Below are 23557 nucleotides of genomic sequence, written 5' to 3' on the forward strand. Positions count from 1 at the left end.
CTGCTTCCCAGCAGGCTTTGTTTTATACGGCGGCAGAACACCGCTTCCGGAAGGCGAACCAGCCCCTTTCCAGCGCTTACGCCCGGGGCCACAGGCCATGTTTGTTAGCGCAAGCTTTCTTCCTTCAGATCTATCTCCCGCAGCACTTCATAAAAGGTCGTATCACTGATGTTATGGGCGCGCCGCAGTCGGAACAGCTCCTGGCGCTGGGCGATAATGACCTCTCTTTGCATATACTTCTCCAGCCTGGCGCGCTTCGCCAGCTCCAGCCCGACGTCCTGCTCCTCGTCACTGTCGTTATAGTGCAGCCGCCGCTGGTACGTTTCCAGCAGCATATTGCCCGCATCGACCCGCAAAGCCTGCTCATTCGGATCGTCCACCGGCTCGTCCAGCAGCGCATTCAGGCGGTTAATCGCCACTTCGGTCATCACCGCACCGATATTGTCCTTCCCGGTGTCATGGGGTAAATCATCGGCAAGATACTGGGTCATGTACGGCAGGCCGACAGCCGCCACGATGAGCGACATCAGGATCACCGCCATTGAGAGAAAGATCAGCAGTTCCCGCCCCGGAAACGGCGAGCCATCCGCCAGCATCACCGGTAACGTCAGGATACCGGCCAGGGTGACGGAACCTTTTACTCCCGCCAGCGCCATGACGGCCATGATGCTGAATCGCGGACGAATAGTGATAGCCTTGCCCCGGCGCTTACGGCGGAAAATCGTCAGGGTCATCGACAGCCATACCCAGGCAAAGCGCATCAGGCCAAGCGCCAGCGTGATGGCCACCGCGTACAGCAGCAGATACCAGGGAGACGAGACGCCGGCCTGACTGGCCACCGCAGGAAGCGTCTTCAGCATGCGCGGCAGCTGCTCGCCCAGCATGAGAAAAATCATGCCGTTGAGGGTCGTCTGCAGCATGGTCCACACCGCGCTGCTTTTCATACGCGTCGCCGGTAGTCGGGGACCCGACAGCTGCTCATAGTGCATCGCAATGCCGGCGGCCACCGCAGCAAGAATGCCTGAGACATGGAACGCCTCGGCCAGCAGGTAGGCGGCAAAGGGGATAAGCAGGCTTATCAGGATCTGAATTGCCGGCTCCTCGCGGGTGCGGCGCACGAGAAAGTTATTACATTTGCCGGTGACCCACACCACCACGAGGCCACTGAGGATCCCCCCAAACGCCATCAGGAAAAACTTCACCACCGCGTCTCCCGGGGAGAAGCTGCCGGTCAGCACCGCGGCGATGGCGAAGTTAAAGGCGACAAGGCCTGAAGCATCGTTTAACAGCGACTCCCCTTCGAGAATATGCGCCATCCTTGAAGGAAGCGGCGAGCTGGCGGTCATTGCCGATACCGCCACCGGATCGGTGGGTGACAAAATAGCCGCGAGGGCGAACCCCGCCGCCACGGTGATAGCCGGGATCAGCCAGTGTATAAACAGGCCAATGCCGAGGATCGTCACCATCACCAGGCCTATCGCCAGCGACAGAATCGGCTTCATATCCCTGAAAAAGGCGTCTTTGGGGATCCGCCAGCCGTCGAGGAAAAGCAGCGGCGGGATAAACAGCAGCAAAAAGATATGCGGATCGAAATCGACCTGAAATCCGCCGGCGGCCAGCGCGGCGCCTGCGGCGATCTGGATCAGCGGCAGCGGTACCTTAACGGGCAGAAGATGAGACACGAACACGGTCACGACGATGGCCATCATAAAGACCAACACAATAGTAATTAGCGACATTCGCCCCCTCCTCTGACGGCAATACTCATTCTGTACATCACGCTTTTATTCCTTTCCTTGCAGGTGTTGTTTCATCGCCGGTTTATTGCTTCAGACGCCGATAATAGAGGTCAGCAATCTCGGTATGATGGCGATGTTATTTAAACTACGGTGGCGCCTCCTGCCGAACCAGGGGTGACAATGTGTTTTATCGTACCGCCTTTGTCAATCCGCCATCGTCTGCAAATAATTGACAATCCGCGTCTGCGGCAGCGTAATGAAGGCATCTCTGGCGCTTGTCTATCCCATCTCATAGTGAACACGGATCAATATATTCTTTATATTATTAGTTCTTCTTATCGTATTTCGAATACGGATATTACCAGGCAACCTAATAGAATTCGCAGAGTAATATTTCTCTGCCGAAAACAACGGTGATAACCGTACAGTGCCAGAAAATGCTCATGCCAGGCCGCCTTCCTGACCCAGGTTGTTCGACATCCCTCTCCTCCGCCACGCTGCGCTTGCCCCATCCCGGGTTTGGGCGTACCCTGACCGACAATTAAACCACACGGTCTAAATGATGAATCCCGATACCTCCGCCATCCTGAAGCCCCGCCGCGGCCGTCCACCCAAGGTCGATCGCCAGTTTGACGATACGCGCCAGGCGCTGATTCGCTCAGGCCTTGAAGTGCTGACCGAAACGGGCTATCTCGCGGCGGGTATCGAGGCCGTTATCAGGAATATCGATGTGCCCAAGGGATCGTTTTATCACTGCTTTAAAAGCAAAGAGGCCTTTGGCCTGGCCGTGCTTAGCGCCTATGGCGACTTTTTTGCGCATAAATTAGATAAATTCCTGCTGGACGACGCCGTGCCGCCGCTGGAACGGATGGCGGCTTTTGTGCGTCATGCCGGCAAGGGGATGGAGAAATACCAGTTTCGCCGCGGCTGCCTTGTGGGCAACCTGCTGCAGGAGGCCCCGCTGTTACCCGACACCTTTCCCGGGCGATTAAAAGCGATCCTGACGGCATGGGAGTCGCGCGTGGCCCGCTGCCTGCACGAGGCGCAGGCTGCCGGAGCGATTGCCCGCGACGCCTCACCGGACGCGCTGGCCCAGGTGTTCTGGATCGGCTGGGAAGGCGCGGTGATGCGCGCCAGGCTGTGCCAGTCCGCCGCACCGCTTCACCAGTACTGGGAATTTTTTGCGCACAGTATGACAACAAAAACACCTGCACAGGACGGCGTTAGCGCCGATAACCCCCTTCCGACGAGGAATACTCTGTCATGAAAGCATTAGTTCTGGACCAGATCGACAACCGCACCGTCGCCGCCGTCAAAGCGATCGACCTGCCCGCCCTTGCCGAAGGCGACGTTCGGGTCGCTATCGACTGGTCGAGTCTCAACTATAAAGATGCCCTGGCGATCACCGGCAAAGGCAAAATCATCCGTCAGTTCCCAATGGTGCCTGGCATCGATTTTGCGGGACGGGTGAGTGAAAGCCGCGATCCGCGCTTTGTTCCCGGTCAGGACGTGATCCTCACCGGCTGGGGCGTAGGCGAAAACCACTGGGGTGGCCTGGCCACCGAAGCCTGCGTCAAAGGCGACTGGCTGGTTGCCCAGCCGGCGGCGCTCAGCGCGCGCCAGGCGATGATCATCGGCACCGCCGGCTTTACCGCAATGCTGTGCGTTGATGCCCTCGTCAGTGCGGGCGTCACTCCGGAAAGCGGGGATATCCTGGTCACCGGCGCCAGCGGCGGCGTCGGCAGCACCGCCGTGGTGTTGCTGAAAGCGCTGGGCTACCGGGTGACGGCGGTATCGGGCCGGGAATCGACGCACGATTACCTGCGCCAGCTGGGCGCCGATGCGATCCTGCCGCGCAGCGACTTCGCGGAGACCCGTCCGCTGGAGAAACAGCTGTGGGCGGGCGCGGTGGATACCGTAGGCGGCACGATGCTGGCCAAAGTGCTGGCGCAGACGCAATACCGCGGCTGCGTCGCCGCCTGCGGTCTGGCCGGGGGCTTCGATCTGCCGACCACCGTGATGCCGTTTATTCTGCGCAACGTGCGCCTGCAGGGGGTGGACTCGGTGATGGTGCCGACTGCTGAACGCGACGCCGTCTGGCAGCGTCTGGCTCAGCTTCTGCCGGAGAGCTACTACCAGCAGGCGGCCACCGAAATCACGCTGGAGCAGGCGCCAGCGTATGCCGCAGATTTTCTCAGCAACAATATTCACGGCCGCACGCTGGTCAGCATCGGCCAGTAATCCTCTTCTCCCGGCGCCCGTGCGGCGCCGGATCCCGAGAGGATCAAGGCATATCATTTCCTTCCCCACGGGATTATGATGACGCGAACCGATGCCTTTGCGAGTGGTAAAAAAGTAAATGGATGTCATAAGCATCATTATGGCGGCGGGTAAATCATCCGTTGACGTTGCACTGTATACGCTGTTGCCGATTATGGTGATCATGCTGATCATCATGAAATATCTGGAGGTCCGCGGCATCCTCGATGTGATTGTTCGCTGGGTTGCCCCGCTGCTGAAGCCCTTCGGCTTAACCGGGATGAGCGCCTTCGCCCTGATCCAGATTAACTTTGTCAGCTTTGCCGCCCCGCTTGCGACGTTGTCGATTATGGACAAACGCGGCGTCTCGGACCGGCAAATGGCCGCCACGCTGGCCATGGTGTTCGCCATGGGGCAAGGCAATGTCTTTTATCCCCTCACCCCTTTTGGTCTGCACTGGCTGGCCTCGATCGTTATCTCGGTGGTCGGCGGGCTGTGCGCGGCCGCCGTCGCCTGGCACGTCACCGGACGGCGCTTATCGGTCGCCGAGAATCCCCGCGCGGAAGCGCTGCCCAACGCCGAGCAAAACAGCCAGGGCATACTGGCGGTGATCAACAGCGCCGGCTCCGACGCCATCCGCCTGGCGCTCGGCGCAGTCCCGATGCTGATCCTGTCGTTAACCATCGTCGGACTGCTGCAGGGCGCCGGGGCCATCGACCTGCTACAGCAGTTGCTGAAGCCGGTACTTGGCTGGCTGCACATCCCGCAGAACTTTGTGCTGCCGGCGCTGGTGAAGTGCGTCGCCGGGGGCACCGCCTACTTTGGCGTCATTTCTGAGCTGATCCAGCAGGGCAAAGTGACCGTCAGCCAGGTCAACGCCTCGGCAGGCCTGCTGATCCAGACCTTTGACCTCCCCGGTATCGGTATTTTTCTCGGCATCAGCTCACGGTTCGTCCGCCTGTTTCGCTTTGTCGTTCCCGCGGCGATCGTCGGCATCCTGCTGCGTACCGTTCTGCACCTGATCCTGTTTTAACGCCTCTGCTCTGGCCTGCGCTTTCAGGCAGGCCGTCACCGCCGCCTGCTCGCCGCAGGTGATATGCTCATCGACGCGCGCCAGCATCCACGGAAAGAAAGGATTGGAGGTGACGCGCATTAACGTCTCCAGCCCCACGCTCAGCGTTCCGGTTTCCCCACGCAGTGAAATGGTGCCCAGGCTGATGCCGTAGCGGTTCTTCTCGTCCGGCTCGCGACCATACAGCGAGTCGCTCAGGGGGAACGGCACCGCCACATGCGACAGAGAGTACATATCCGCCGGCCAGGCGAGATGCAACGGATAACGATGCTCATCCTGCTCCTGCGCCAGCGTGGTACGGGCGATGGTCTGCAGCGTGTGCGCCGTCGCGTTGGTCACCACCGTGGTGGTATAGGCCCGCGGCGCCGGGGGCAGCAGCGTATTGACTGCCGCATAGAGCGCGGGACGAAACAGGACCCGGAGATCCGCCGCCTGGTTAATGTCGAACACCACCAGCTCGCTGCCGTTATCCGGCAGGTAGCGATACAGGGATTCCACCACCGCGCGGGTGCTGACCGTGGAATCCATCACCGACTGAAAGGTCAGGACCGGCGGCAGCGCTTTCAGCTCGCCCTGACGGGACGCGCGGATAATCTGCTGCTGCAGCGCCTGGCTCAATAACCAGGACTGTCTTGCCGCCTTAACCGGAAAGGAGTTGTACTTGAAGGGATTAAACTCAGGCGCCACGTTCAGCCAGGCCGCGCGGGCGAACGCCGGGAAGATGGACGGCAGCCCGGCGAGGCCAGCGAAACGGGCAAACGCGGTCACGCCGATCATCGGCGACAGCAGGATAATCTGCTGCGGCTGGCGCAAGTGACTGTCCTCCAGGCTATCGAGAGCATACTTGAGCGCCAGCGCACCGCCGTTAGAGTAGCCGACCAGATGCAGCGGCACGTCCGCCCCGGCCAGGCGCGTCGCTTCGCGCACCGCCAGACGCGTCGCCGCCAGCCAGGTCTCCCAGTCCACCGCCGTTAACGCCCCCGGCGCGGTGCCGTGTCCCGGCAAACGCGGCACCACCGCCACATAACCCCGCTGCTGCCAGAGTTGCGCCAGATAGCGCACGCTGTAGGGCGAATCGGTCAGGCCATGGAGCAACACCACGCTGCCGCGCGGCTTGCCCTGCGGCAACAGCACAAAAGAACGATTCCAGTCCTGCTTAAACTGCCCCGGCCAGACCCGGCTGTGACGATAAAAGCGGTTGACCGGGGTTTTATCTTCTTCCGGCAAAGCCTCTGTCACCTCGCGCTGGAGATCGGCGAAAATCGTCTTCTCCCGCGCCAGATACTGGGCAAAGGTCGCCTGGTCGATCGCTTCGGCCGACATCTCGTTGGCGCTCCAGGTATGCCAGCGATGCAGGGCCGGGCCACGCTGGGACTCATAGATCCGCCCGGCGAGAAAGACCACCAGCAGCACCAGTAGCGCAATGATCCCTTTTTTTAGCAGTGAGCCAATCACGGCGCCCGACGTTCGCCAGTGGCGTAAAACATGCTTCATGACGCTCCCTCTTATATTTTTCGCGTAGCCGAACTCATCTGCCCTATTCCTGACAGGCTATTTTCACTGTCTGCTTCTCAGCATAGTCATCGGTTCCGGGAAATTAAACCCGGCAGATCATTCATGTTTGGTGAAAAAAAACCTACCGATGAGATCAACGTTCGGTCGCGTATTTTTAAATACTGTATAAACCAAGGGGATAATCTTATTGTCAGACCTTGAGAAAACATGAATTATCGGCAGGGACACAAACAGGACAGGAAGATATAGATGGAGTGGTGGGTAAAAAAAGTACGAAAAAATTCAATGACCAGCCCCTGCTGCGTCGTGCTGCAGAGCGGTGCGCTGGAGATGATTGCGGAAATTGAAGCCTGTCGCCTCCACCTGCAGGAAGGCGATAAACTCACTCCGCTGGCCAATGCTCGTTATTGTCTGAATAATAACCCGGCGCAGACGTTGAAGATCCTCAAAGCCACTCATTATAGCAGTGAGCGCTGGGCCAACCTCGGCGGATAAAGAACACGCCAGGCCCTTAGCCAGTTATGGTCTCAGTATCTTCGCATCCAATATATAAATTCCCCTTCGTCCTTTTCGCGCTGTGACATACTATCGGGAATGTCAGCAGACCTGAAACAAGGAGCGAATAATGAATCACAAGGCCGCCAGTCTGACCCCGGAACAAGCGCTTGCCGAGCTGGAAGCGCGCTATGAAGCCTCGGTCACGGCGTTACGCAAGGCCATCGGCGATTATATCGACCATAATACGCTCCCTGATACCGAAGCCCGTGCGGAAGGCCTTTTTGTCTATCCGCAGCTGTCGGTCTCCTGGGACGGCGCCGACCATAAGGCCCTCAAAACGCGCGCCTGGGGGCGTTTTACCCATGCCGGTTGCTATACCACCACCATTACGAATCCGAAACTGTTCCGCAGCTATTTGCTGGAACAGCTGACCCTGCTGTATCAGGACTATGGCGCGCATATCAGCGTCGAGCTGTCGCAGCATGAGATCCCCTATCCTTACGTGATAGATGGCTCCACCCTGACCCTCGACCGCTCGATGAGCGCTGGTCTGACGCGCTATTTTCCCACCACCGAGCTGTCACAGATTGGCGATGAGACCGCGGATGGCCTGTTCCACCCTACCGAGTTCTATCCGCTGTCACACTTTGACGCACGCCGCGTCGATTTTTCGCTGGCGCGTCTGCGACACTACACCGGCACGCCGGCGGAACACTTCCAGCCCTACGTACTGTTCACCAACTATACCCGCTATGTGGATGAGTTCGTCAGCTGGGGCTGCAGCCAGATCCTCGATCCCGACAGCCCCTATATCGCCCTCTCCTGCGCCGGCGGGATCTGGATCACCGCGGAAACGGAAGCGCCTGAACAGGCTATTTCCGATCTGGCGTGGAAAAAGCATCAGATGCCGGCCTGGCATTTGCTCACGCACGACGGCAAGGGGATCACCCTGATTAACATTGGCGTCGGCCCGGCTAACGCCAAAACCATCTGCGATCATCTGGCGGTACTGCGGCCGGACGTCTGGTTAATGATCGGCCACTGCGGCGGCCTGCGCGAAAGCCAGACTATCGGCGACTATGTGCTGGCCCACGCCTATCTGCGTGACGATCATGTGCTGGATGCCGTACTGCCGCCGGATATTCCGATCCCCAGCATTGCCGAAGTGCAGCGCGCCCTCTACGACGCCACCAAGCAGGTAAGCGGGATGCCCGGCGAGGAAGTGAAGCAGCGGCTGCGTACCGGAACGGTGGTGACCACCGACGACCGTAACTGGGAGCTGCGCTATTCCGCTTCGGCGCTGCGCTTTAATCTCAGCCGCGCGGTAGCTATCGATATGGAGAGCGCGACCATCGCCGCCCAGGGGTATCGCTTCCGCGTGCCTTACGGCACGCTGCTCTGCGTCTCGGACAAACCGCTGCACGGTGAAATCAAGCTACCGGGCCAGGCCAACCGCTTCTACGAGGGCGCCATCTCCGAGCATCTGCAGATAGGCATCCGGGCGATCGACCTGCTGCGCGCCGAGGGAGATCACATGCACTCGCGTAAGCTGCGCACCTTCAACGAGCCACCGTTCCGTTAACCGGTGACGCAGGGATAAAAAGGAAACACGCTGGCGTTCCCCGCAGGGGATCGTCAGTGTGTAGCGATATCCCCACCGGCGAGCAGAGTCATTTGGCGCTGAAGATGCCCACTTTTATTTTGTAAGCCATAAACCGGACAATATCATTCTGGGCCTTTTCAAGGCTATCTGCGGAAGAAGACTCGGTCGATTCATAGCCAATAATGTCCTGGTTTTTGAGTATGGTGCGACCATTCATACTCATCATTATTTTTCCCTTCAGGGTGGTCGTATATTCTGTTCCGCTGTAAACGGCATTTTCAGTATAAGTATAGGTGCTATTGACACAGCGGGTTTTCGTTTCACCGGTTTTCATTTTTTTCCCTTTGCCGTCGCGACTGAAAACAGGGACATCGTAACACTGCTGTGTGACGCCCTCTCTTTCTTCCGGCGCGGTCCTTCTGTAACTTCCGGATTCACGTTCGGCTTTGGTTAAGCGCAATGTAATAACAAAATTTGTACCGGTTTTTTGTGGGGCACTGGGATAGTCGAAGACATAGTGACACATACAGCTGACTTCCAGAGGGTAAGGAAGCACTTTATTCCTGTCGCTGGCTTCTTTTTTGCGTTCATCGAGTGATTTTGCCGCGTAATAGTGACGAAGTCCGGGAATAACACCTTCCCTCAATACATCTTTACCCGCGATAGCCCGGTCTCCGGCAATTTTTATAATGATATGATTGGTTGCATTGTCATAAGCCGTTTGCAGATCGTGATTAAGACCTTTACGCCATGGGCTGTAACGATAAGTTGCAAGCAGGTCATGGAGCTTCACTGTTTTATTTTTTTCTTTTTGCGCCAGTTGATAAAAAGCCTCTCCCGCCAGATCCCTTCCTTTTTGCTCGTTAGCCGTGGATGGGTAAGATTCAGGATGAATCTGCGCTTTCATTTCTGCCGTCATTAAGGGCATGACGCGGCGCATCTCCGGCATCCAGCAGGCATAGCTTTCGCCTTTTTGCCAAAGATCATTAATACTAGATTGTGCATGAATATATTTAAGATTAATTATAATTTTATTATAATTATCGACATAGGCCTGCAATACTTTGGCTTGCAGACCGGCACTCCCCTTAGCCTGCGCGATTGTCAGGGCTCCCTTCAGGTAATCAAGGCTGTCACAATAGGAAGAAGAATATGAATTCTTATTTGCCAGATAGGAAGCGCTCTCCAGGTTACGGTTGATTTTACCTCGCGAAGTCCATGCACAGGCGCTTAATAAGAGTGTAGATATCAATACTATAATAAAGCATTTACTTTTCATCGTTATTTCCATTAACAAAAAAGAGTGTAGTGAATAATCAGCTCGCAGTTCCATTCGCATCTGATTATACGAGCCCGTGCGGCAATGGAAACGGTATTTTATAGAAGTGACTGTGTGATCCGCATTGATGTGATTTCCCCCATGCAACAAATGGCCCTCGGGGTTGCTCTTACGCTTCATGACATGTAAAAAGCGGCCTGATTCCAGGCTGATCGTCCCGTTACCGACAATACCTTTGAAAATGTCGGGCTGCGTTGCAGCTAAGGTCACTCTTCACACTGCATCAATCCCTGATCTGGTTTCTCGGCACAGCTCGTAAAACGGTGAACACCTTGCATGTTATGCACAGAAATACCCGAATGCGTCTTCAGCATTGCAGTAACAACGCATGAATCCTTCATTCCATCGCTTCATTATTACCCTTATAGCTTTACATCTATATAGTATTTAACCTATATTAACCTGGAGGTCCCGTGTGGACGATTAAAACAACGGATATGTTTGATCGCTGGTTTACCTCGCTCAATGATATCGATCGGGCCAGCGTGCTGGCAGCGCTGTTGGTCTTGCGGGAAAAGGGGCCGGGTTTGTCCAGACCTTATGCCGATACGATCAGAGGTTCCCGCTACAGCAACATGAAAGAGTTGCGTGTTCAGAGCCGGGGCGATCCAATACGGGCGTTTTTTGCTTTTGACCCGGCCCGTACCGGCATTGTGCTTTGTGCCGGAAATAAGGTCGGCAATGAAAAACGGTTTTACCATGAGATGCTCGCGGTCGCAGATCGGGAATTCACGAACTGGCTTAACAGATTGAAAGAGAAGGAGTAACGCGATGGGCAGAACGCTGGAACAGCTTCTTATAGATGAAAAACCGGATGTCGTTGCCGAAGCTCAGGCTATTGCTAAGGATATCCTGCTTAATATTCATCTTGCCGAACTACGTGAGAAGGTGCAGAAGACCCAGGTAGAAATGGCTCAGGATTTAGGCATAAAACAGCCTACCGTTGCAGGAATGGAAAAACCGGGCCGCGACCTGAAGCTCTCTACCCTTAAGCGTTATGTTGAAGCGGCGGGTGGTAAGCTGCGGCTTGATGTTGAGCTCCCGGACGGGTCGCACTATGAGTTTGTTTTGTAGCGTAGGGTATCGAGAGTGGATCGATGCGCCTGCGGTGGGTAAGGAGATCCTGTAGATAGACAGATATTGTGAATGAAGTGCTGACCCGACTGGAAGCCATTATGAGCTGATACTTTTTATACGGCCAAAAGATGTTGAAAAGCAAAAAGCCTGCTCGAAAGCAGGCTTCTTAAATGTGGCTCCTCTGACTGGACTCGAACCAGTGACATACGGATTAACAGTCCGCCGTTCTACCGACTGAACTACAGAGGAATCGTGTGAACGGGGCGCATATTATCGATGACGCCCGGCGCTGTCAAAGCCTGTTTTCAATAAAATGAATCGTTTGCCGAATTATTCTTCACTTTGCGCAAAAAATGGCGTTCATCCCCGCAAACGGCTCAGGTTTTCTCCGACGTGGCCTTCACGCGCGGGTACTTCCACAGCCAGCGACCGCTCACCATGCGGAAGTAAAACAGCACACCGCGCACCGCCCAGTCGAGCACCATCCCCAACCACACGCCAATCACGCCCATCCCCAGCACGATACCCAGCGTATAGCCCGCCACCACCCGGCAGCCCCACATCCCCAGCATCGACACCCACATGGTATAGCGTACGTCGCGGGCCCCCTTAAACGCGCAGGGTAAGGTCCACGACAGCGACCAGATTGGCATAAACAGGGCGTTGAGCCACAGCAACTGCTTCACCACCTCTTTCACGTCGTCTTCATGGGTATAGAACGAGGCAATGAAGCCGGCGAACGGGGCGCTGCCCCAGGCGATCAGCGTCAGAATGATCGTCGACAGCCAAAATACGTGCCAGGCCTGGAATTCAGCCTGACCAATCTGCCCTTTCCCCAGTCGCTTGCCGGTGATGATCGTCGAGGCGGAGCCGAGGGCGTTGCCCGGCAGGTTAATCAGCGAGGCCACTGAAAAAGCGATAAAGTTGCCGGCGATAACGTTGGTACCCATCCCGGCGACAAACATTTGGGTCAGCAGCTTGCCGCCATTGAACAGGACCGATTCGATACTGGCCGGGATGCCGATCCCCATCACCTCCCAGATAATGGCGAAGTTAAAGGGTTTGAAGTAGCTCTTCAGCGACAACCGCAGCGCCGGATTGAGGCCCACCATCAGCACCCATATAGTCGCCACGGCGCCAATATAGCGGGCAATGGTCAGCCCGAGACCGGCGCCGACAAACCCCAGCCCCGGCCAGGAGAAGATGCCATAGATCAGCACGCTGCTGATTAAGATGTTGAGGATATTCATCCCGCCGTTGATCAGCAGCGGGATTTTGGTGGTTCCGGCGCCGCGCAGTGCACCGCTACCGATCAGCGCAATCGCCGCCGCCGGATAGCTCAGCGCCGTCAGCTCCAGATAGGTCAGCGCCAGGTCCTTGACCTGCGCAGTGGCGTCACCGGCAACAAAATCAATAATCTCCTGACCAAAGGCATGAATCACTCCCGCCAGTAAAATGGAAAACAGCGTCATAATGGCCAGCGACTGACGCGCGGCCGCTCTCGCCCGCCGCCGATCGCGCTTGCCAAGGCTAAAAGCCACCACCACCGTGGTACCAAGATCGATGGCGGCAAAGAACGACATGATCACCATGTTAAAGCTATCGGCCAGCCCCACCCCGGCCATGGCCTCTTTTCCCAGCCAGCTGACAAGGAAGGTGCTCAATACCCCCATCAACAGCACACAGGCATTTTCCAGCAAAATGGGTACAGCGAGAGGGCTGATTTCGCGCCAGTACAGCACACGATAACGCTGACGTTTTTTAAACCAGGATGTCCGTTCGACGGCCTGGCGTACGGCGGAGGTGACGTTCAAGAGAGACCTTAGTGAGAGATGTTGAAACAACATTTCAAATGATGATTGAGAAATGGATATCCTGCAAAGTATTTTTCCTGAATAATTGTCGGAAATGACAACAAATTGTTGATGGAAGCGGCAGTTGCACCTGAACAGGCGAATTGATGTTTGACAAAAGATTTTTCGCCGCTAAGATACGACTCCACACGATTCCTCTGTAGTTCAGTCGGTAGAACGGCGGACTGTTAATCCGTATGTCACTGGTTCGAGTCCAGTCAGAGGAGCCACATTTAAAAAGCCTGCTTTCGAGCAGGCTTTTTGCTTTTTTGCGTCGCTGACGTTAACTGAGAATCGCATCCAGCCTGGCAAGCACCTCATTGACAACGGCGTCAGGTATGCGTTCCAGACGCTTGCCGTTCCGGGCCGCCATATCGATAGTTCTGGGCTGGTCGCAGCGAATAACACCTGTTGTTTTGGTCCCCGCCTCTTCCAGTGAAACCGTGAAGCCTGCTGTACGTGCAAAGTTTCCGCCGCTGGTGACGGGAACCACGACCGGTAGCCGGGTCAGCTTGTTAAACGATGCCTCCAGCCGCCAGAACCCGCCGAGACTCACTGCGCCCTTCCCTGCCGCCGCCCTACGCCCCGAGTATCCTCCGTGAACGCACCCCAGCTCAGCCTGAAAAAGCCCCCGTCAGTAGGATGAATTCACTGCCGCTTGCGGGTGAGATAGCGTGGATTATCCACGCTGTCTAACGTTACACCCGGAGGCACCATGAACCTCAGACAACAGCAACAGCAGGCGTTCGATCGCAGCGGAGAACCCCTTATCGTCGGCGACGTCAGCCACTGCCCGCTGCCACCAGAAACCCTCGCTGCGCTGGGCCCCGATTCACCCTATGTAGTGCAGGTATACGGCTCGGGACTGACCGGCGAGGTTTACCGGCTGCGCATCGCCGGCAAGGAGTACAATTTAAAAAAACGACGCGCCGTCGCCGGCGTCGCCAACCTCAACGGCCAGCTGTCGTTTTTAAATGAAGTGCAGCGCCGGCAAGCGTTGCAACGGCTGAAGGATAACCCGGTCACCGCCCCGCGCTTCACCCACATCGTCCCAACGCTGTATGCCGATTATCGCCTCGGCATCCTGCTCTCGCCGTGGATCGATGGCGAGCTGATTCACCATCTGACCCCGCCGCTGATCGCCCAGCTATTTACTACCCTGGAAGCCTGTGAGGAACAGGGGCTGATGGAGTGGGATCTCTGTCGTGGAAATCTGCTGGTGGACCATCAGGAGCAGCTGTGGCTGTTCGATTTTGGCTACATGTATCCCTTCGATCCGCTCAGGGAATTCAACAGCAACGGTCTGGCCGATCCGCTGTTCCACTTTGTCGAGCGCTTTGAGACCCGCTTCTTTTTTAGCTGGCTGATGACCCAGGTTCCCGGCGCGGAGCAGCAGCTGGCGCACTATCGCGATCTGAAGCGGCTGGCGGTCGAAAGCTACCGGCGCAAGCTCGCCTGGCTCCGCGCCCGACAGGCCGCCCCGCAGGTGCAGGCCCATTTTCAGCAGATAACGGCGCGCTGGGCGTCGGCGCTGGCGGACCCAGCCGCGCTGAGCCGGTTATTTGCTGTGGAGGCTTTCCGCTCCCACGTGCTGGATATCGAAGACGATCTGCATGGCCAGTCGTGTACCTTACTCACCCTGCAACGTATCGACTGGGTGATAGGCCAGCTGGAACAGCATTATCGCTTTATCGCCGACGAAGGCGGTCTGTTTTACGATAACGAAGGCAAATCACAGCAGGCGCTGCTCAGCAGCTATGCGCAGAAGCGGCAGCTGGCGCAGCGGTACCTGCAGAACGCCTCCACGCCAGGTTAGCGACGCTCGCGACCCTGCTTCTGCTTCGCCTGGTACATCAGCCGGTCAGCGGTGGCCACCAGCGCGTTGAGACTGGGATGGCTGGCGGGATCGTACTCGACGCAGCCCCAGGAGAACGCCAGCTGCCAGGGGTGAGCCGCCTGCTGGTTGAAACGGGCCACGTTGTGACTGAGCGTCTCCATCGCTGTCGCGGCATCGTGGCGACTGGTATTGGCGAACAGAATGATAAATTCGTCCCCACCCTGCCTGGCGAGGATATCGGACTCACGGAAGGCCGCTTTCATCAAATCGGCGATGGCGATCAGCGCGCGGTCGCCCTCTTCATGCCCCCAGGTATCATTGATGTGCTTGAAGCGGTCGAGGTCGACAAAGGCGAGGCTTACCGGCTCCTGGCGGCGCTGGGCCGTCAGCAGGGCATACTCCGCCAGGGTAAGGAATCCCCGGCGATTAAACAGTCCCGTCAGCTCATCAGAGGTTGCTGCATCCAGCACCTTGAACTCATCCTCCACGATCGCCGCCAGATCGCTTAAGATCTGCATTTCATGGGCGGAAAATGAACGCGGCTGGTGATCCATCAGACAGAACGATCCAACGGTCGCGCCATCCGGCAGTTGCACCGGATACCCGGCGTAAAAGCGGATATACGGCGCCGCAATGACCAGCGGGTTATCGTGAAAGCGCTCGTCCTGCTGCATGTCGTTGACGATAAGCGGGTCGGTTTGCAGGATGGTATGGGCGCAAAATGAAATATCTCTCGGCACCGTGTCCACATCGAGACCGGCACAGGACTTAATATGCAGGAGATCTTCCCCCACCAGACTGATGGACGCCACCGGCAGGTTATACAGCGAACGGGCAAGCCTGGTCAGGCGATCGAAGCGTTCTTCTTTTCCGCTATTCAACAGCCCGGAAGAGCGTAGCGATTGCAGGCGACGCTGCTCGTCGGGATGAAGTCCGGCTAATTTCATTGTCTCTCTCTTGTCTCTTGCGCAGAATTCTGCCGGGTTTCTACAGAGAAACCCGGCGTTTTATCCTGCCAGGGGGAAAATAGTCGTCAGGTATCCCATGAGTTAAGCAGATTTCCCCTGCTCGTCAACCAGCGTGCCCCGGCGACGGGCGGCCAGGGCACTGGCGGAATGCCATTAACGGCATTCTGTCCGGCAAAGGGGGAAGATCAGGCGCGGATAAACGCCAGCAGATCGGCGTTGATGGTATCGGCGTGGGTGGTGTGCATCCCGTGCGGGAAGCCAGGATAAATGATCAGCTGGCTGTTTGGCAGCAGCTTGTCCTGCAGGATGGCCGCATTTTTATAGGGAACCACCTGGTCGTCATCCCCCTGCAACACCAGCACCGGCAAGGTGATCGACTTAAGGTCTTCCGTCTGGTCGGTCTCTGAAAACGCCTTGATGCCTTCATAATGGGCCTTGGCGCTGCCGATCATTCCCTGTCGCCACCAGTTCTGGATCGTCCCCTGCGACACTTCAGCTCCGTCACGATTGAAGCCATAGAACGGGCCAGAGGCGACGTCGAGATAGAACTGGGCGCGGTTCGCCGCCAGCGCTTTGCGGAAACCGTCAAACACCTCGATCGGCGTACCGCCCGGATTCTGCTCGGTTTTCACCATCAGCGGCGGGACGGCGCTGATCAATACCGCTTTTGCCACCCGGCCCTGCGGCTGGCCGTAGCGGGCGACGTAGCGGGCGACCTGGCCGCCGCCGGTGGAGTGCCCGACGTGGACCGCATTGTGCAGATCCAGATGTTCCACTACCGCCGAAACGTCCGCCGCGTAATGGTCCATATCGTGCCCCTCGCTAACCTGATCGGAGCGGCCATGACCCCGACGGTCGATAGCGATGACCCGGAAACCTTCGGCAAGGAAAAACAACATCTGGTTATCCCAGTCGTCGGCGCTCAGGGGCCAGCCGTGATGAAAGACAATCGGCTGAGCTTCCTTTGGACCCCAGTCTTTGAAGTAAATGTTGACGCCGTCTTGGGTGGTGACAAATGCCATATTACAGACTCCTCTTTCAGGATAACCAGCCTGCAGGCCCGTGCCTGGGCTGAATGCCGACGGCGGCCGGCAGGAGTGCCGACCGCACAGGAATGTGATGCCTGTAACAGTGTAGAAGAAATTTGTCACCACGCCGGGTGACTTACCCCGTCTCGTTTCATTTGCCTCCCGGACTCACTTACGCCGCACTCTCCTGCTGCCTGATACGCACGATCAGCGCGCCGAGCAGCGACAGGTCCAGCAGCACGGCGAAGGCGAAGCACACGCCGCTGCGCCCGGCCCCGGCAGTGTGTTGGGCCAATAGCGTCGCCACGATGACAACGACCACGCTCAGCAGCGTTGCGCCACCGACTCTGGGCCCACACTGCACCGACCGTCCCGCCGCAATCCGCCAGGCGACAACCGCCCCCGCCCCGCCGCACGCCACGCCCGGCAGCATGGCGGGCCAGTCCTGCCCGCCATACCAGGCCACCAGCGCCAGCAGCCAGCCGGCCGCCGACAGCAGAAAGGCCCAGCGTGTCGCCGCCAGGGGCGAGCGATAAAGCCATGACTGCCCGCGTGTGGATCCCCACCCGGCGCCGCAAGCGGCGATTAGCGCCGTCAGCAGACTCAGCACGCCGGTCACTCCGATAACGGGAACCATGTTTAACAGCAAGACTCCGGCGGCAAAAGCCACGCTCAGGGCGATGGCGCGGCCACGCGGCTCGATAATCCCCGCCGCGTCCGCGGCGGTGTAGCGGCTTACAACGTGCATGATTGACTCCTGACATGCCAGCTAGCATGAATTTAATTCATGCCATTGTCTTTACATGCCCATAGCCTAGCGCCACTATATTGCCTTACACAAACGCATAGTTTTCAGCCATAGATGAGAAAAACTCAGCCATGAGAACACCCCGTCTACCGCCGTTGGGGGCGCTGCGCGCCTTTCATGCCGTCGCCCACCACCGCAGTTTTAAACAGGCCGCCGAGGCGCTCGGCGTCAGCGCGACGGCAGTCAGCCATCAGATTAAACAGCTGGAGTCGGTGCTGGCGTGCCGGGTGTGCGAACGCAGCGCGCAGGGCGTTAGCCTGACTGCCGATGGCGAGATCCTCTACGCCGCCACGCAGCGCGCCTTTAGCGCCCTGGAGCAAGCCGTCGTCCAGATCGCTCATGCCCGTCAGCCGCCATCCTTAACTGTCACCACCACCTCCAATTTTCTCACCCACTGGCTGGTGCCACGGCTGGCGAACTTTACTGCCCGCTTTCCGGCTATCGACCTGCGTCTGCACACCAGCGTCGAACGGGTGGATCTGCAACTGGGTACCGTGGACGCCGCGATTCGCTATCGTGAAACGCCGGAGCCGGACCTGTGCTGCACGCTGCTGTATGAAGATCGTTTTATCGTGGTCGCCAGCCCGTCGCTGGGACTCGCCCGGCATGAAGATCTGCAGCGGGTGACGTTGTTTCACGTCGCCAACCGCCGCGTGCCGGCCGACTCGCCAAACTGGGAGAACTGGCGCCGCCGCTATGGGCCGTCGACGCTGAATATTGATGCGGGGTTAACCTTTAGCGATGAGACCCATGCCCTGCAGGCGGCGGTGGCCGGCCAGGGGGTGGTGATCGCCAGCGAACTGCTGGCGCGGGATCTGCTGCAGCGCGGGGTGTTGTCCGCGCCGTTTAGCTGTGCATTACCGGGCGCCTGCTACTACCTGGTCACCACCGAGGCAGCGGCGCAGCGCGCGGATATTATCGCTCTGCGGGAGTGGCTGGTCGGCCAGATGGTATTAGGTGACGGTCGCCATCCGGCGGAAGAGTAGCGGGCTTACCAGCCGCAAACGTTGGTCTCTTCATCGGACTCGTAGCCGCGAACGATATTGATCAGATCCTTCACCGCATCAGCGGCGGTGAGCGGGTCGCGCAGCGCCGCCAGCGAGGAAAAGGTTTTATCAACCGAGACGCCGTTATTATTATTGGTGACGGTTAACACCCACTCCCCTTCTTCATTACCACCCGGCAGGTCATCCAGCAGACTATTTACCGCCTCCACCGCGTGCTGAGGAATATAAAGCGCCATCGGTTTGAGATATATTTTTTCGCGTTTTTCGTGAAGCTGGCCGTTCTCTACCGCCAAGGCATAGCCTTTATTTTCACTGTTCATCTCTGGTTATCCCTCGATGAGAATTTTCGGATCAACGTAAAAGTCGACATTAAAAACCGTGTCCTCGCTGAGCGCCTCAATACAGTGCCATTTCTCCGGCGGAAAAACGCCAAACTGCCCGGCTTCAATGGTCAGGGTTTCAACAGGATCGGGGCTGGTTTCATCGGCATAGCCGAGATAGCGGATCGCCCCCTGCATCACCGAGAGACGAGGATAGACGCCCTGCCGGGTGCCAGCATCCAGATGGCGGCGCCAGATAGAGGCCGGGGCGGTCTCTTTGGTCCACAGCGGCGTGCTGCGGGTGTGAACGTAATGGGTGGGAATAATGATTCGCTGCATGATTGTACCTCACTTTACCGTCTCAAATGCGACGGTCAGAAATAGCCTTTATGATGCATATCATATACCCCTTTTAAACGCTAAGGATATTATTTTATTGCTGATTTTACCGTCTACTCCTTTTTATACCTCTCAGGGATTAGCGACGCGGTAAAATAAAAAAGGCGATTTCAGGATCCTGAAATCGCCCGGGAGAATAAAAATAAATGCGTTAAAATTTGTTAGCGCAGCGGACTCGGCTTGCCGATTAAATACCCCTGGACCAGGTCGCACCCCAGCGCCTGCAGCGAGGTCAACTGCTCTTCGGTTTCCACGCCTTCCGCCACAATACGCATATGCAGACTCTTTCCCATACTGATAATCAGGCGAACGATATCCAAATCGTCTTTTTGCTCCGGAATATTGATAACAAACGAGCGGTCGATTTTGATTTTATCGAACGGGAAGTAGCTTAAACGCGACAGAGAAGAATAGCCGGTACCAAAGTCATCAATGGAAATCTGAATGCCCTGCTCGCGCAGCTGGCTGAGAATTTCCAGCGAACGGGTATTCTCATTGAACACGTCCGACTCGGTGATCTCCAGATCCAGGCGTCGCGGATCGAGGCCGGTCTGCTGCAGCACACCGATAATGGTATCGGTCAACGACGTGTTCATCAGTTGAATCGGCGAAACGTTGACCGAGACTTTTAGCGGCGTCGCCCAACTGGCCGCTTCGGCGCAGGCGGTTTTCAGCACCCACTCGCCGAGGGTATTGATCAGGCCGATTTTCTCCGCGACGGGAATAAACACCGTCGGCGGCACGGCGCCGCGCACGGGATGGAACCAGCGAACCAGCGCTTCATAGCCGTAGATTTCACGCGTAACGGTATCGGCGATCGGCTGGTAGTAGACTTTAAATTCGTCATGGCCCAGCGCCTGCAGCAGGTCATCTTCGAACGATTTATTCTCCTGCAGGCGCTGCAGCATGCCCGGCCGGAAAATTTGCACATGACCGCTACCCTCTTTTTTTGCCTCGTACAGCGCAAGGTCGGCACACTTGTACAGATAATCGGTCCGGCTTTCGCCGTCAGAGATAACGATCCCGATGCAGGCGTCGATATTAATCTGCGCATCGTAGATCTGATAGGGCTGGCTGATCTTCTCCCGTATCACATTGGCGCGCTCGAGAGCCATCTCTTCAGTCAGATCGTAAGAGAGCATCGCGAACTCATCGCCGCCAAGGCGATACAGCGTCTCGGAGGTTTTGCGGAAAAAAGAGAGACGGCTGGCCAGATCCTGCAGCAGCTTATCGCCAGCATCATGGCCGAGGGTATCGTTCACATCCTTAAAGCTGTCGAGGTCGAACAGCATCACCACCGCGCAACCCTGATAGGGACGCACCTGGTTGACAATCTCCTGCAGCCGCTGCCAGAAAGAGAGACGATTCGGCATACCGGTCAGCGAATCATGGTAGGCATCGTACTGCAGTCGGCGGTTCTGCACCTGCAGCTTCTCTTTCGAGGCCTGCAAATCGTTGGCCAGCGTCTTCATGCGCACATGGGCGCGACGCAGGTTATTATTCTGCCGGAGCATCAGCAGACCAAGAGTAATACACATGGCGATCAGCAGAATGGAGATCACCGAATAGATATAATAAAGATGCTGGATTTTATCATGCGTGATATTAACAATATTAATATCTTGCGTCAGGGTGGCGGCGGCCATTGAGGTCAGGGGGCCATCCAGTTCACTCAACACCGGCAGGATCTGTTTGACCTGCTCCGGCGTCATGGTATCAACTTGTTTATCAAGCAGATGAAGATTACGAATCAGCGTCGCGACCACCGCCTTCCGTTGTTCGCTTTTGTTAATAAATTTACCCAGATCGCCCTGCTGCAGGAGTTCGATCTGGCTCATCATGATCTCCAGGCGCAGGCGCGCCTCATCGTGGTCCGCCCCTTCGGCCCCGATCGCCATTCCCGCCAGACGAGACTCCAGTCGCATATATTCCGACACCATCTGCGACATTGACCACGAGTCTGTATAGCGGGTAAATTTTTGCAACTCACTCTGTCGCTCATGCACCAGATAAGTAATATATCCGGTAACAATAAATAACGACAAAATAATAGCCGTGAGTATTCGATTCAAGATCCAACCCTTACTCTATAATAATCTTAGAAACTTGCCAGGCCGATCGGGAATAATAGATCTGGTTTTGTAATTCAGCGCTGCTGTCGTAAGGGTAGACGATAAATAATGGACCTTTATCGCGAACACGCATATATTCGCCGTTCATTTTTAACGCCATAATGACCGGGAATTTATAAAAATCATCAATCGGAATAATGGTGGTGTAGTCGTTAAGCGCCAACACGCGGGCGGATTTGCCCTTAGCACCGACTAAATCCATGAGTTTATTAAGGGGAATGCCCTCAAAACGAACCTTACCGGTGTACCAGGGGGTGGTGGTTTCCACCGTCTTCATCCCCAGTTTTTCCAGCGCCGCGAGGTCAAAAACGGCCTTGTCACCGACGTTCGTATTCCCGATTTTTCCGGAAATGGTCAGTACAGGTTTTCCTGTCGGCGCAGGCAGTTTTTCAGCATAAGCAGAAGGCAACATGACAGAACAAAATAACACTGCAAGAAGTAGACGCATTTAACTCACCATTCCAGAGAAGGAGACATGTTAAGTGTAAACCATTTACGTCAATTCTTAAAAGGTGTCCCTCTTTGTTATCCGTTGATTTAATTAAAAGTATAAGCTGGCTGGCAAATTGCCAGATTGTTTAGTACAGGGTGTGATTTAGCCCGCCTTTCCCGTCGCTTCTTTTTTGTGCCATCTCCCCGCTTAGCAGGCAAACTACTTTCCTCCTGGGCCGCTGCGCGGTAGTCTCAGAGCAGACGCAATAGTAAAAGCGTCTCATTCCAATAACGACAAATTACGTGACTGACAGGACAGGGTATGGATTCAACAATAAGCGTGCAGCCCGTCGAGGCGCCAGATTCATTGCTTCGCGCCCGGCGGGCGGCATGGGGCAGTTTTGCCGGCGCGGTGGTCGACTGGTACGATTTTCTTCTCTACGGCATTACCGCCGCGCTGGTGTTCAACCGCGAATTTTTCCCGCAGATCGGCCCGGCGATGGGAACCCTTGCCGCCTTTGCCACTTTCGGCGTCGGGTTTCTTTTTCGCCCGCTCGGCGGGATTATCTTTGGCCACTTTGGCGACCGCCTCGGGCGCAAACGGATGCTGATGATGACCGTCTGGATGATGGGTATCGCCACCGCCTGCATCGGCCTGCTCCCCTCATTCAGCCAGATCGGCTGGTGGGCGCCGGCGCTGCTGGTGTTCCTGCGGGCGGTTCAGGGGTTTGCCGTCGGCGGGGAATGGGGCGGCGCGGCACTGCTTTCGGTGGAGAACGCCCCGCAGGGAAAAAAAGCCTTTTACAGCAGCGGGGTGCAAGTGGGCTACGGCGTCGGCCTGCTGCTCTCGACCGGGCTGGTCTCGCTGATCAGCAGCCTGACCACCGACGAGCAGTTCCTCAGCTGGGGCTGGCGCTTACCGTTCCTGTTCAGCGTGGTACTGGTCCTTATTGCGCTATGGATCCGTAACGGCATGGCGGAATCGCAGGAGTTTGAAGCACAGCAGAGCCAGGCCAACCTTCAGCCAGAGAAGAAGCGATTGCCGGTGGTGGAAGCGCTGCTCCGCCATCCGGGGGCGTTTTTATTGATTATTGCGCTGCGGCTGTGCGAGCTGCTGACGATGTATATCGTCACCGCCTTCGCCCTCAGTTACTCCACGCAAAACCTCGGTCTGCCGCGCGAACTGTTTCTCAACATCGGCCTGCTGGTGGGCGGGCTTAGCTGCCTGACTATCCCCTGCTTCGCCTGGCTGGCTGACCGCTATGGCCGTCGGCGGATCTATATCACCGGGGCGCTGATCGGTACCCTGAGCGGGTTTCCTTTCTTTATGGCGATGGAGAGTCAGTCCGTCTTCTGGATCCTGTTCTTCGCCCTGATGCTGGCCAATATCGCCCATGATATGGTGGTCTGCGTCCAGCAACCGATGTTTACCGAGCTGTTCGGCGCCAGCTATCGCTATAGCGGCGCCGGCGTCGGCTACCAGGTGGCGAGCGTGGTCGGCGGCGGCTTTACGCCGTTTATCGCCGCGGCGCTGGTCACCTTCTCCGGCGGTTCATGGCACAGCGTGGCCCTCTATCTGACCGCGGGATGCCTGCTGTCGGCGCTCACCGCCCTGCTGATGAAAAAACAGACCGTCCACTGACCCACCTGCGGGGGGCGTGACCCGCGCCC

22 protein-coding genes, 2 tRNA genes and 2 pseudogenes are annotated in these 23557 nt (G+C 56.9%); 12 read left to right on the forward strand and 14 right to left on the reverse strand.

What is annotated here, in order from left to right; translation table 11 throughout:
• Nucleotides 1-104: 104 nt before the first annotated feature.
• On the reverse strand, nucleotides 105-1739 hold the full coding sequence (locus tag CWM54_RS09485) for a Na+/H+ antiporter (RefSeq protein ID WP_061153985.1): 1635 nt from the start codon (nucleotides 1737-1739) through the stop codon (nucleotides 105-107).
• Between the two features lie 562 nt (nucleotides 1740-2301).
• On the opposite strand from CWM54_RS09485, the pseudogene CWM54_RS09490 reads away from it, so the two are divergent.
• The 3 genes and pseudogenes from CWM54_RS09490 (at nucleotide 2302) to CWM54_RS09500 (ending at nucleotide 5031) form a co-directional block, all read left to right on the forward strand.
• Nucleotides 2302-3127, forward strand: a pseudogene (locus tag CWM54_RS09490) (TetR family transcriptional regulator C-terminal domain-containing protein).
• Nucleotides 3060-3980: an MDR family oxidoreductase gene (locus tag CWM54_RS09495; protein WP_243456653.1), complete on the forward strand. Its 921-nt coding sequence runs from the start codon at nucleotides 3060-3062 to the stop codon at nucleotides 3978-3980. Before CWM54_RS09490 ends, CWM54_RS09495 begins: the two are co-directional and overlap by 68 nt.
• A 118-nt stretch (nucleotides 3981-4098) precedes the next feature.
• A complete protein-coding gene (locus CWM54_RS09500) occupies nucleotides 4099-5031 on the forward strand; it encodes a nucleoside recognition domain-containing protein (RefSeq protein WP_023318652.1) in 933 nt (310 codons plus the stop codon).
• On the opposite strand, the gene CWM54_RS09505 is transcribed toward CWM54_RS09500, so the two are convergent.
• Entirely contained in the window at nucleotides 4942-6564 is a 1623-nt protein-coding gene (locus CWM54_RS09505; protein WP_100696821.1) for an alpha/beta hydrolase, read from the reverse strand. The two genes, CWM54_RS09500 and CWM54_RS09505, sit on opposite strands and share 90 nt — an antisense overlap.
• Nucleotides 6565-6834: 270 nt before the next feature.
• On the opposite strand from CWM54_RS09505, the gene pmrD reads away from it, so the two are divergent.
• Together pmrD and CWM54_RS09515 are read left to right on the forward strand one after the other, a co-directional pair.
• Nucleotides 6835-7080: a signal transduction protein PmrD gene (gene pmrD / locus CWM54_RS09510; protein WP_061153981.1), complete on the forward strand. Its 246-nt coding sequence runs from the start codon at nucleotides 6835-6837 to the stop codon at nucleotides 7078-7080.
• A gap of 130 nt (nucleotides 7081-7210) precedes the next feature.
• The gene (locus CWM54_RS09515; protein ID WP_100696822.1) at nucleotides 7211-8665 is read left to right on the forward strand and encodes an AMP nucleosidase; all 1455 of its coding nucleotides are present in this window, start codon (nucleotides 7211-7213) and stop codon (nucleotides 8663-8665) included.
• An 88-nt stretch (nucleotides 8666-8753) separates the two neighbouring features.
• Here the strand turns inward: CWM54_RS09515 and CWM54_RS09520 are convergent, their stop codons facing one another.
• A complete protein-coding gene (locus CWM54_RS09520) occupies nucleotides 8754-10235 on the reverse strand; it encodes a hypothetical protein (protein ID WP_133122426.1) in 1482 nt (493 codons plus the stop codon).
• Nucleotides 10236-10438: 203 nt separating this feature from the next.
• On the opposite strand from CWM54_RS09520, the gene CWM54_RS09525 reads away from it, so the two are divergent.
• Together CWM54_RS09525 and CWM54_RS09530 are read left to right on the forward strand one after the other, a co-directional pair.
• The gene (locus CWM54_RS09525; protein WP_008804168.1) at nucleotides 10439-10792 is read left to right on the forward strand and encodes a type II toxin-antitoxin system RelE/ParE family toxin; all 354 of its coding nucleotides are present in this window, start codon (nucleotides 10439-10441) and stop codon (nucleotides 10790-10792) included.
• 4 nt (nucleotides 10793-10796) lie between these two features.
• Nucleotides 10797-11099 (forward strand): helix-turn-helix domain-containing protein, encoded by a 303-nt coding sequence (locus tag CWM54_RS09530; protein ID WP_061153979.1) that lies wholly within the window; start codon nucleotides 10797-10799, stop codon nucleotides 11097-11099.
• Nucleotides 11100-11275: 176 nt separating this feature from the next.
• Here the strand turns inward: CWM54_RS09530 and CWM54_RS09535 are convergent.
• From CWM54_RS09535 to CWM54_RS29495, 3 genes are all read right to left on the reverse strand, one after another.
• Nucleotides 11276-11351 (reverse strand) — tRNA-Asn (locus CWM54_RS09535).
• Between the two features lie 128 nt (nucleotides 11352-11479).
• Nucleotides 11480-12916, reverse strand: a complete 1437-nt coding sequence (locus tag CWM54_RS09540; protein WP_165785906.1) for an EmmdR/YeeO family multidrug/toxin efflux MATE transporter — start codon at nucleotides 12914-12916, stop codon at nucleotides 11480-11482.
• A gap of 8 nt (nucleotides 12917-12924) precedes the next feature.
• Nucleotides 12925-13104 (reverse strand): DUF5951 family protein, encoded by a 180-nt coding sequence (locus CWM54_RS29495; protein WP_219163281.1) that lies wholly within the window; start codon nucleotides 13102-13104, stop codon nucleotides 12925-12927.
• Between the two features lie 5 nt (nucleotides 13105-13109).
• On the opposite strand from CWM54_RS29495, the gene CWM54_RS09545 reads away from it, so the two are divergent.
• Nucleotides 13110-13185, forward strand: a tRNA-Asn gene (locus CWM54_RS09545).
• A gap of 53 nt (nucleotides 13186-13238) precedes the next feature.
• On the opposite strand, the gene CWM54_RS09550 is transcribed toward CWM54_RS09545, so the two are convergent.
• The gene (locus tag CWM54_RS09550) at nucleotides 13239-13511 is read right to left on the reverse strand and encodes a type II toxin-antitoxin system PemK/MazF family toxin (protein ID WP_319823384.1); all 273 of its coding nucleotides are present in this window, start codon (nucleotides 13509-13511) and stop codon (nucleotides 13239-13241) included.
• Between the two features lie 159 nt (nucleotides 13512-13670).
• Here CWM54_RS09550 and CWM54_RS09555 point away from each other — a divergent pair, with 159 nt between their 5' ends.
• Complete coding sequence (locus CWM54_RS09555) at nucleotides 13671-14771, forward strand: phosphotransferase (RefSeq protein ID WP_100696824.1); 1101 nt, start codon at nucleotides 13671-13673, stop codon at nucleotides 14769-14771.
• Here CWM54_RS09555 and CWM54_RS09560 read toward each other — a convergent pair.
• The 3 genes from CWM54_RS09560 to CWM54_RS09570 form a co-directional block, all read right to left on the reverse strand.
• Nucleotides 14768-15739 (reverse strand): sensor domain-containing diguanylate cyclase, encoded by a 972-nt coding sequence (locus CWM54_RS09560; protein WP_012541130.1) that lies wholly within the window; start codon nucleotides 15737-15739, stop codon nucleotides 14768-14770. The two genes, CWM54_RS09555 and CWM54_RS09560, sit on opposite strands and share 4 nt — an antisense overlap.
• A gap of 206 nt (nucleotides 15740-15945) precedes the next feature.
• Nucleotides 15946-16782, reverse strand: coding sequence for an alpha/beta fold hydrolase (locus CWM54_RS09565; RefSeq protein WP_064323654.1), 837 nt, complete (start codon nucleotides 16780-16782; stop codon nucleotides 15946-15948).
• A gap of 178 nt (nucleotides 16783-16960) precedes the next feature.
• A complete protein-coding gene (locus CWM54_RS09570; RefSeq protein ID WP_100696825.1) occupies nucleotides 16961-17536 on the reverse strand; it encodes a hypothetical protein in 576 nt (191 codons plus the stop codon).
• A 131-nt stretch (nucleotides 17537-17667) separates the two neighbouring features.
• On the opposite strand from CWM54_RS09570, the gene CWM54_RS09575 reads away from it, so the two are divergent.
• Nucleotides 17668-18582, forward strand: a complete 915-nt coding sequence (locus tag CWM54_RS09575) for a LysR substrate-binding domain-containing protein (RefSeq protein ID WP_100696826.1) — start codon at nucleotides 17668-17670, stop codon at nucleotides 18580-18582.
• Nucleotides 18583-18587: 5 nt separating this feature from the next.
• Here CWM54_RS09575 and CWM54_RS09580 read toward each other — a convergent pair whose 3' ends face one another.
• Nucleotides 18588-18923 (reverse strand): DUF1869 domain-containing protein, encoded by a 336-nt coding sequence (locus CWM54_RS09580; RefSeq protein WP_100681259.1) that lies wholly within the window; start codon nucleotides 18921-18923, stop codon nucleotides 18588-18590.
• 6 nt (nucleotides 18924-18929) lie between these two features.
• Nucleotides 18930-19262, reverse strand: a complete 333-nt coding sequence (locus tag CWM54_RS09585) for a DUF1971 domain-containing protein (RefSeq protein WP_061153971.1) — start codon at nucleotides 19260-19262, stop codon at nucleotides 18930-18932.
• Between the two features lie 97 nt (nucleotides 19263-19359).
• Here CWM54_RS09585 and CWM54_RS29065 point away from each other — a divergent pair.
• Nucleotides 19360-19479 (forward strand): annotated as a pseudogene (locus tag CWM54_RS29065) (hypothetical protein); the annotation flags it as partial.
• Nucleotides 19480-19483: 4 nt separating this feature from the next.
• On the opposite strand, the gene CWM54_RS09590 reads toward CWM54_RS29065, so the two are convergent.
• The gene (locus CWM54_RS09590; protein WP_100696828.1) at nucleotides 19484-21394 is read right to left on the reverse strand and encodes a putative bifunctional diguanylate cyclase/phosphodiesterase; all 1911 of its coding nucleotides are present in this window, start codon (nucleotides 21392-21394) and stop codon (nucleotides 19484-19486) included.
• A gap of 10 nt (nucleotides 21395-21404) precedes the next feature.
• On the reverse strand, nucleotides 21405-21902 hold the full coding sequence (locus tag CWM54_RS09595) for a molybdopterin-dependent oxidoreductase (RefSeq protein ID WP_061153970.1): 498 nt from the start codon (nucleotides 21900-21902) through the stop codon (nucleotides 21405-21407).
• Nucleotides 21903-22208: 306 nt separating this feature from the next.
• Here CWM54_RS09595 and shiA point away from each other — a divergent pair, with 306 nt between their 5' ends.
• A complete protein-coding gene (gene shiA, locus CWM54_RS09605; protein ID WP_100696830.1) occupies nucleotides 22209-23528 on the forward strand; it encodes a shikimate transporter in 1320 nt (439 codons plus the stop codon).
• Nucleotides 23529-23557: the final 29 nt, after the last annotated feature.

The sequence above is a fragment of the Klebsiella sp. D-Nf1 genome, from assembly GCF_002810515.1.
In the GTDB taxonomy this organism is placed as follows: Bacteria; Pseudomonadota; Gammaproteobacteria; order Enterobacterales; family Enterobacteriaceae; genus Klebsiella; species Klebsiella variicola.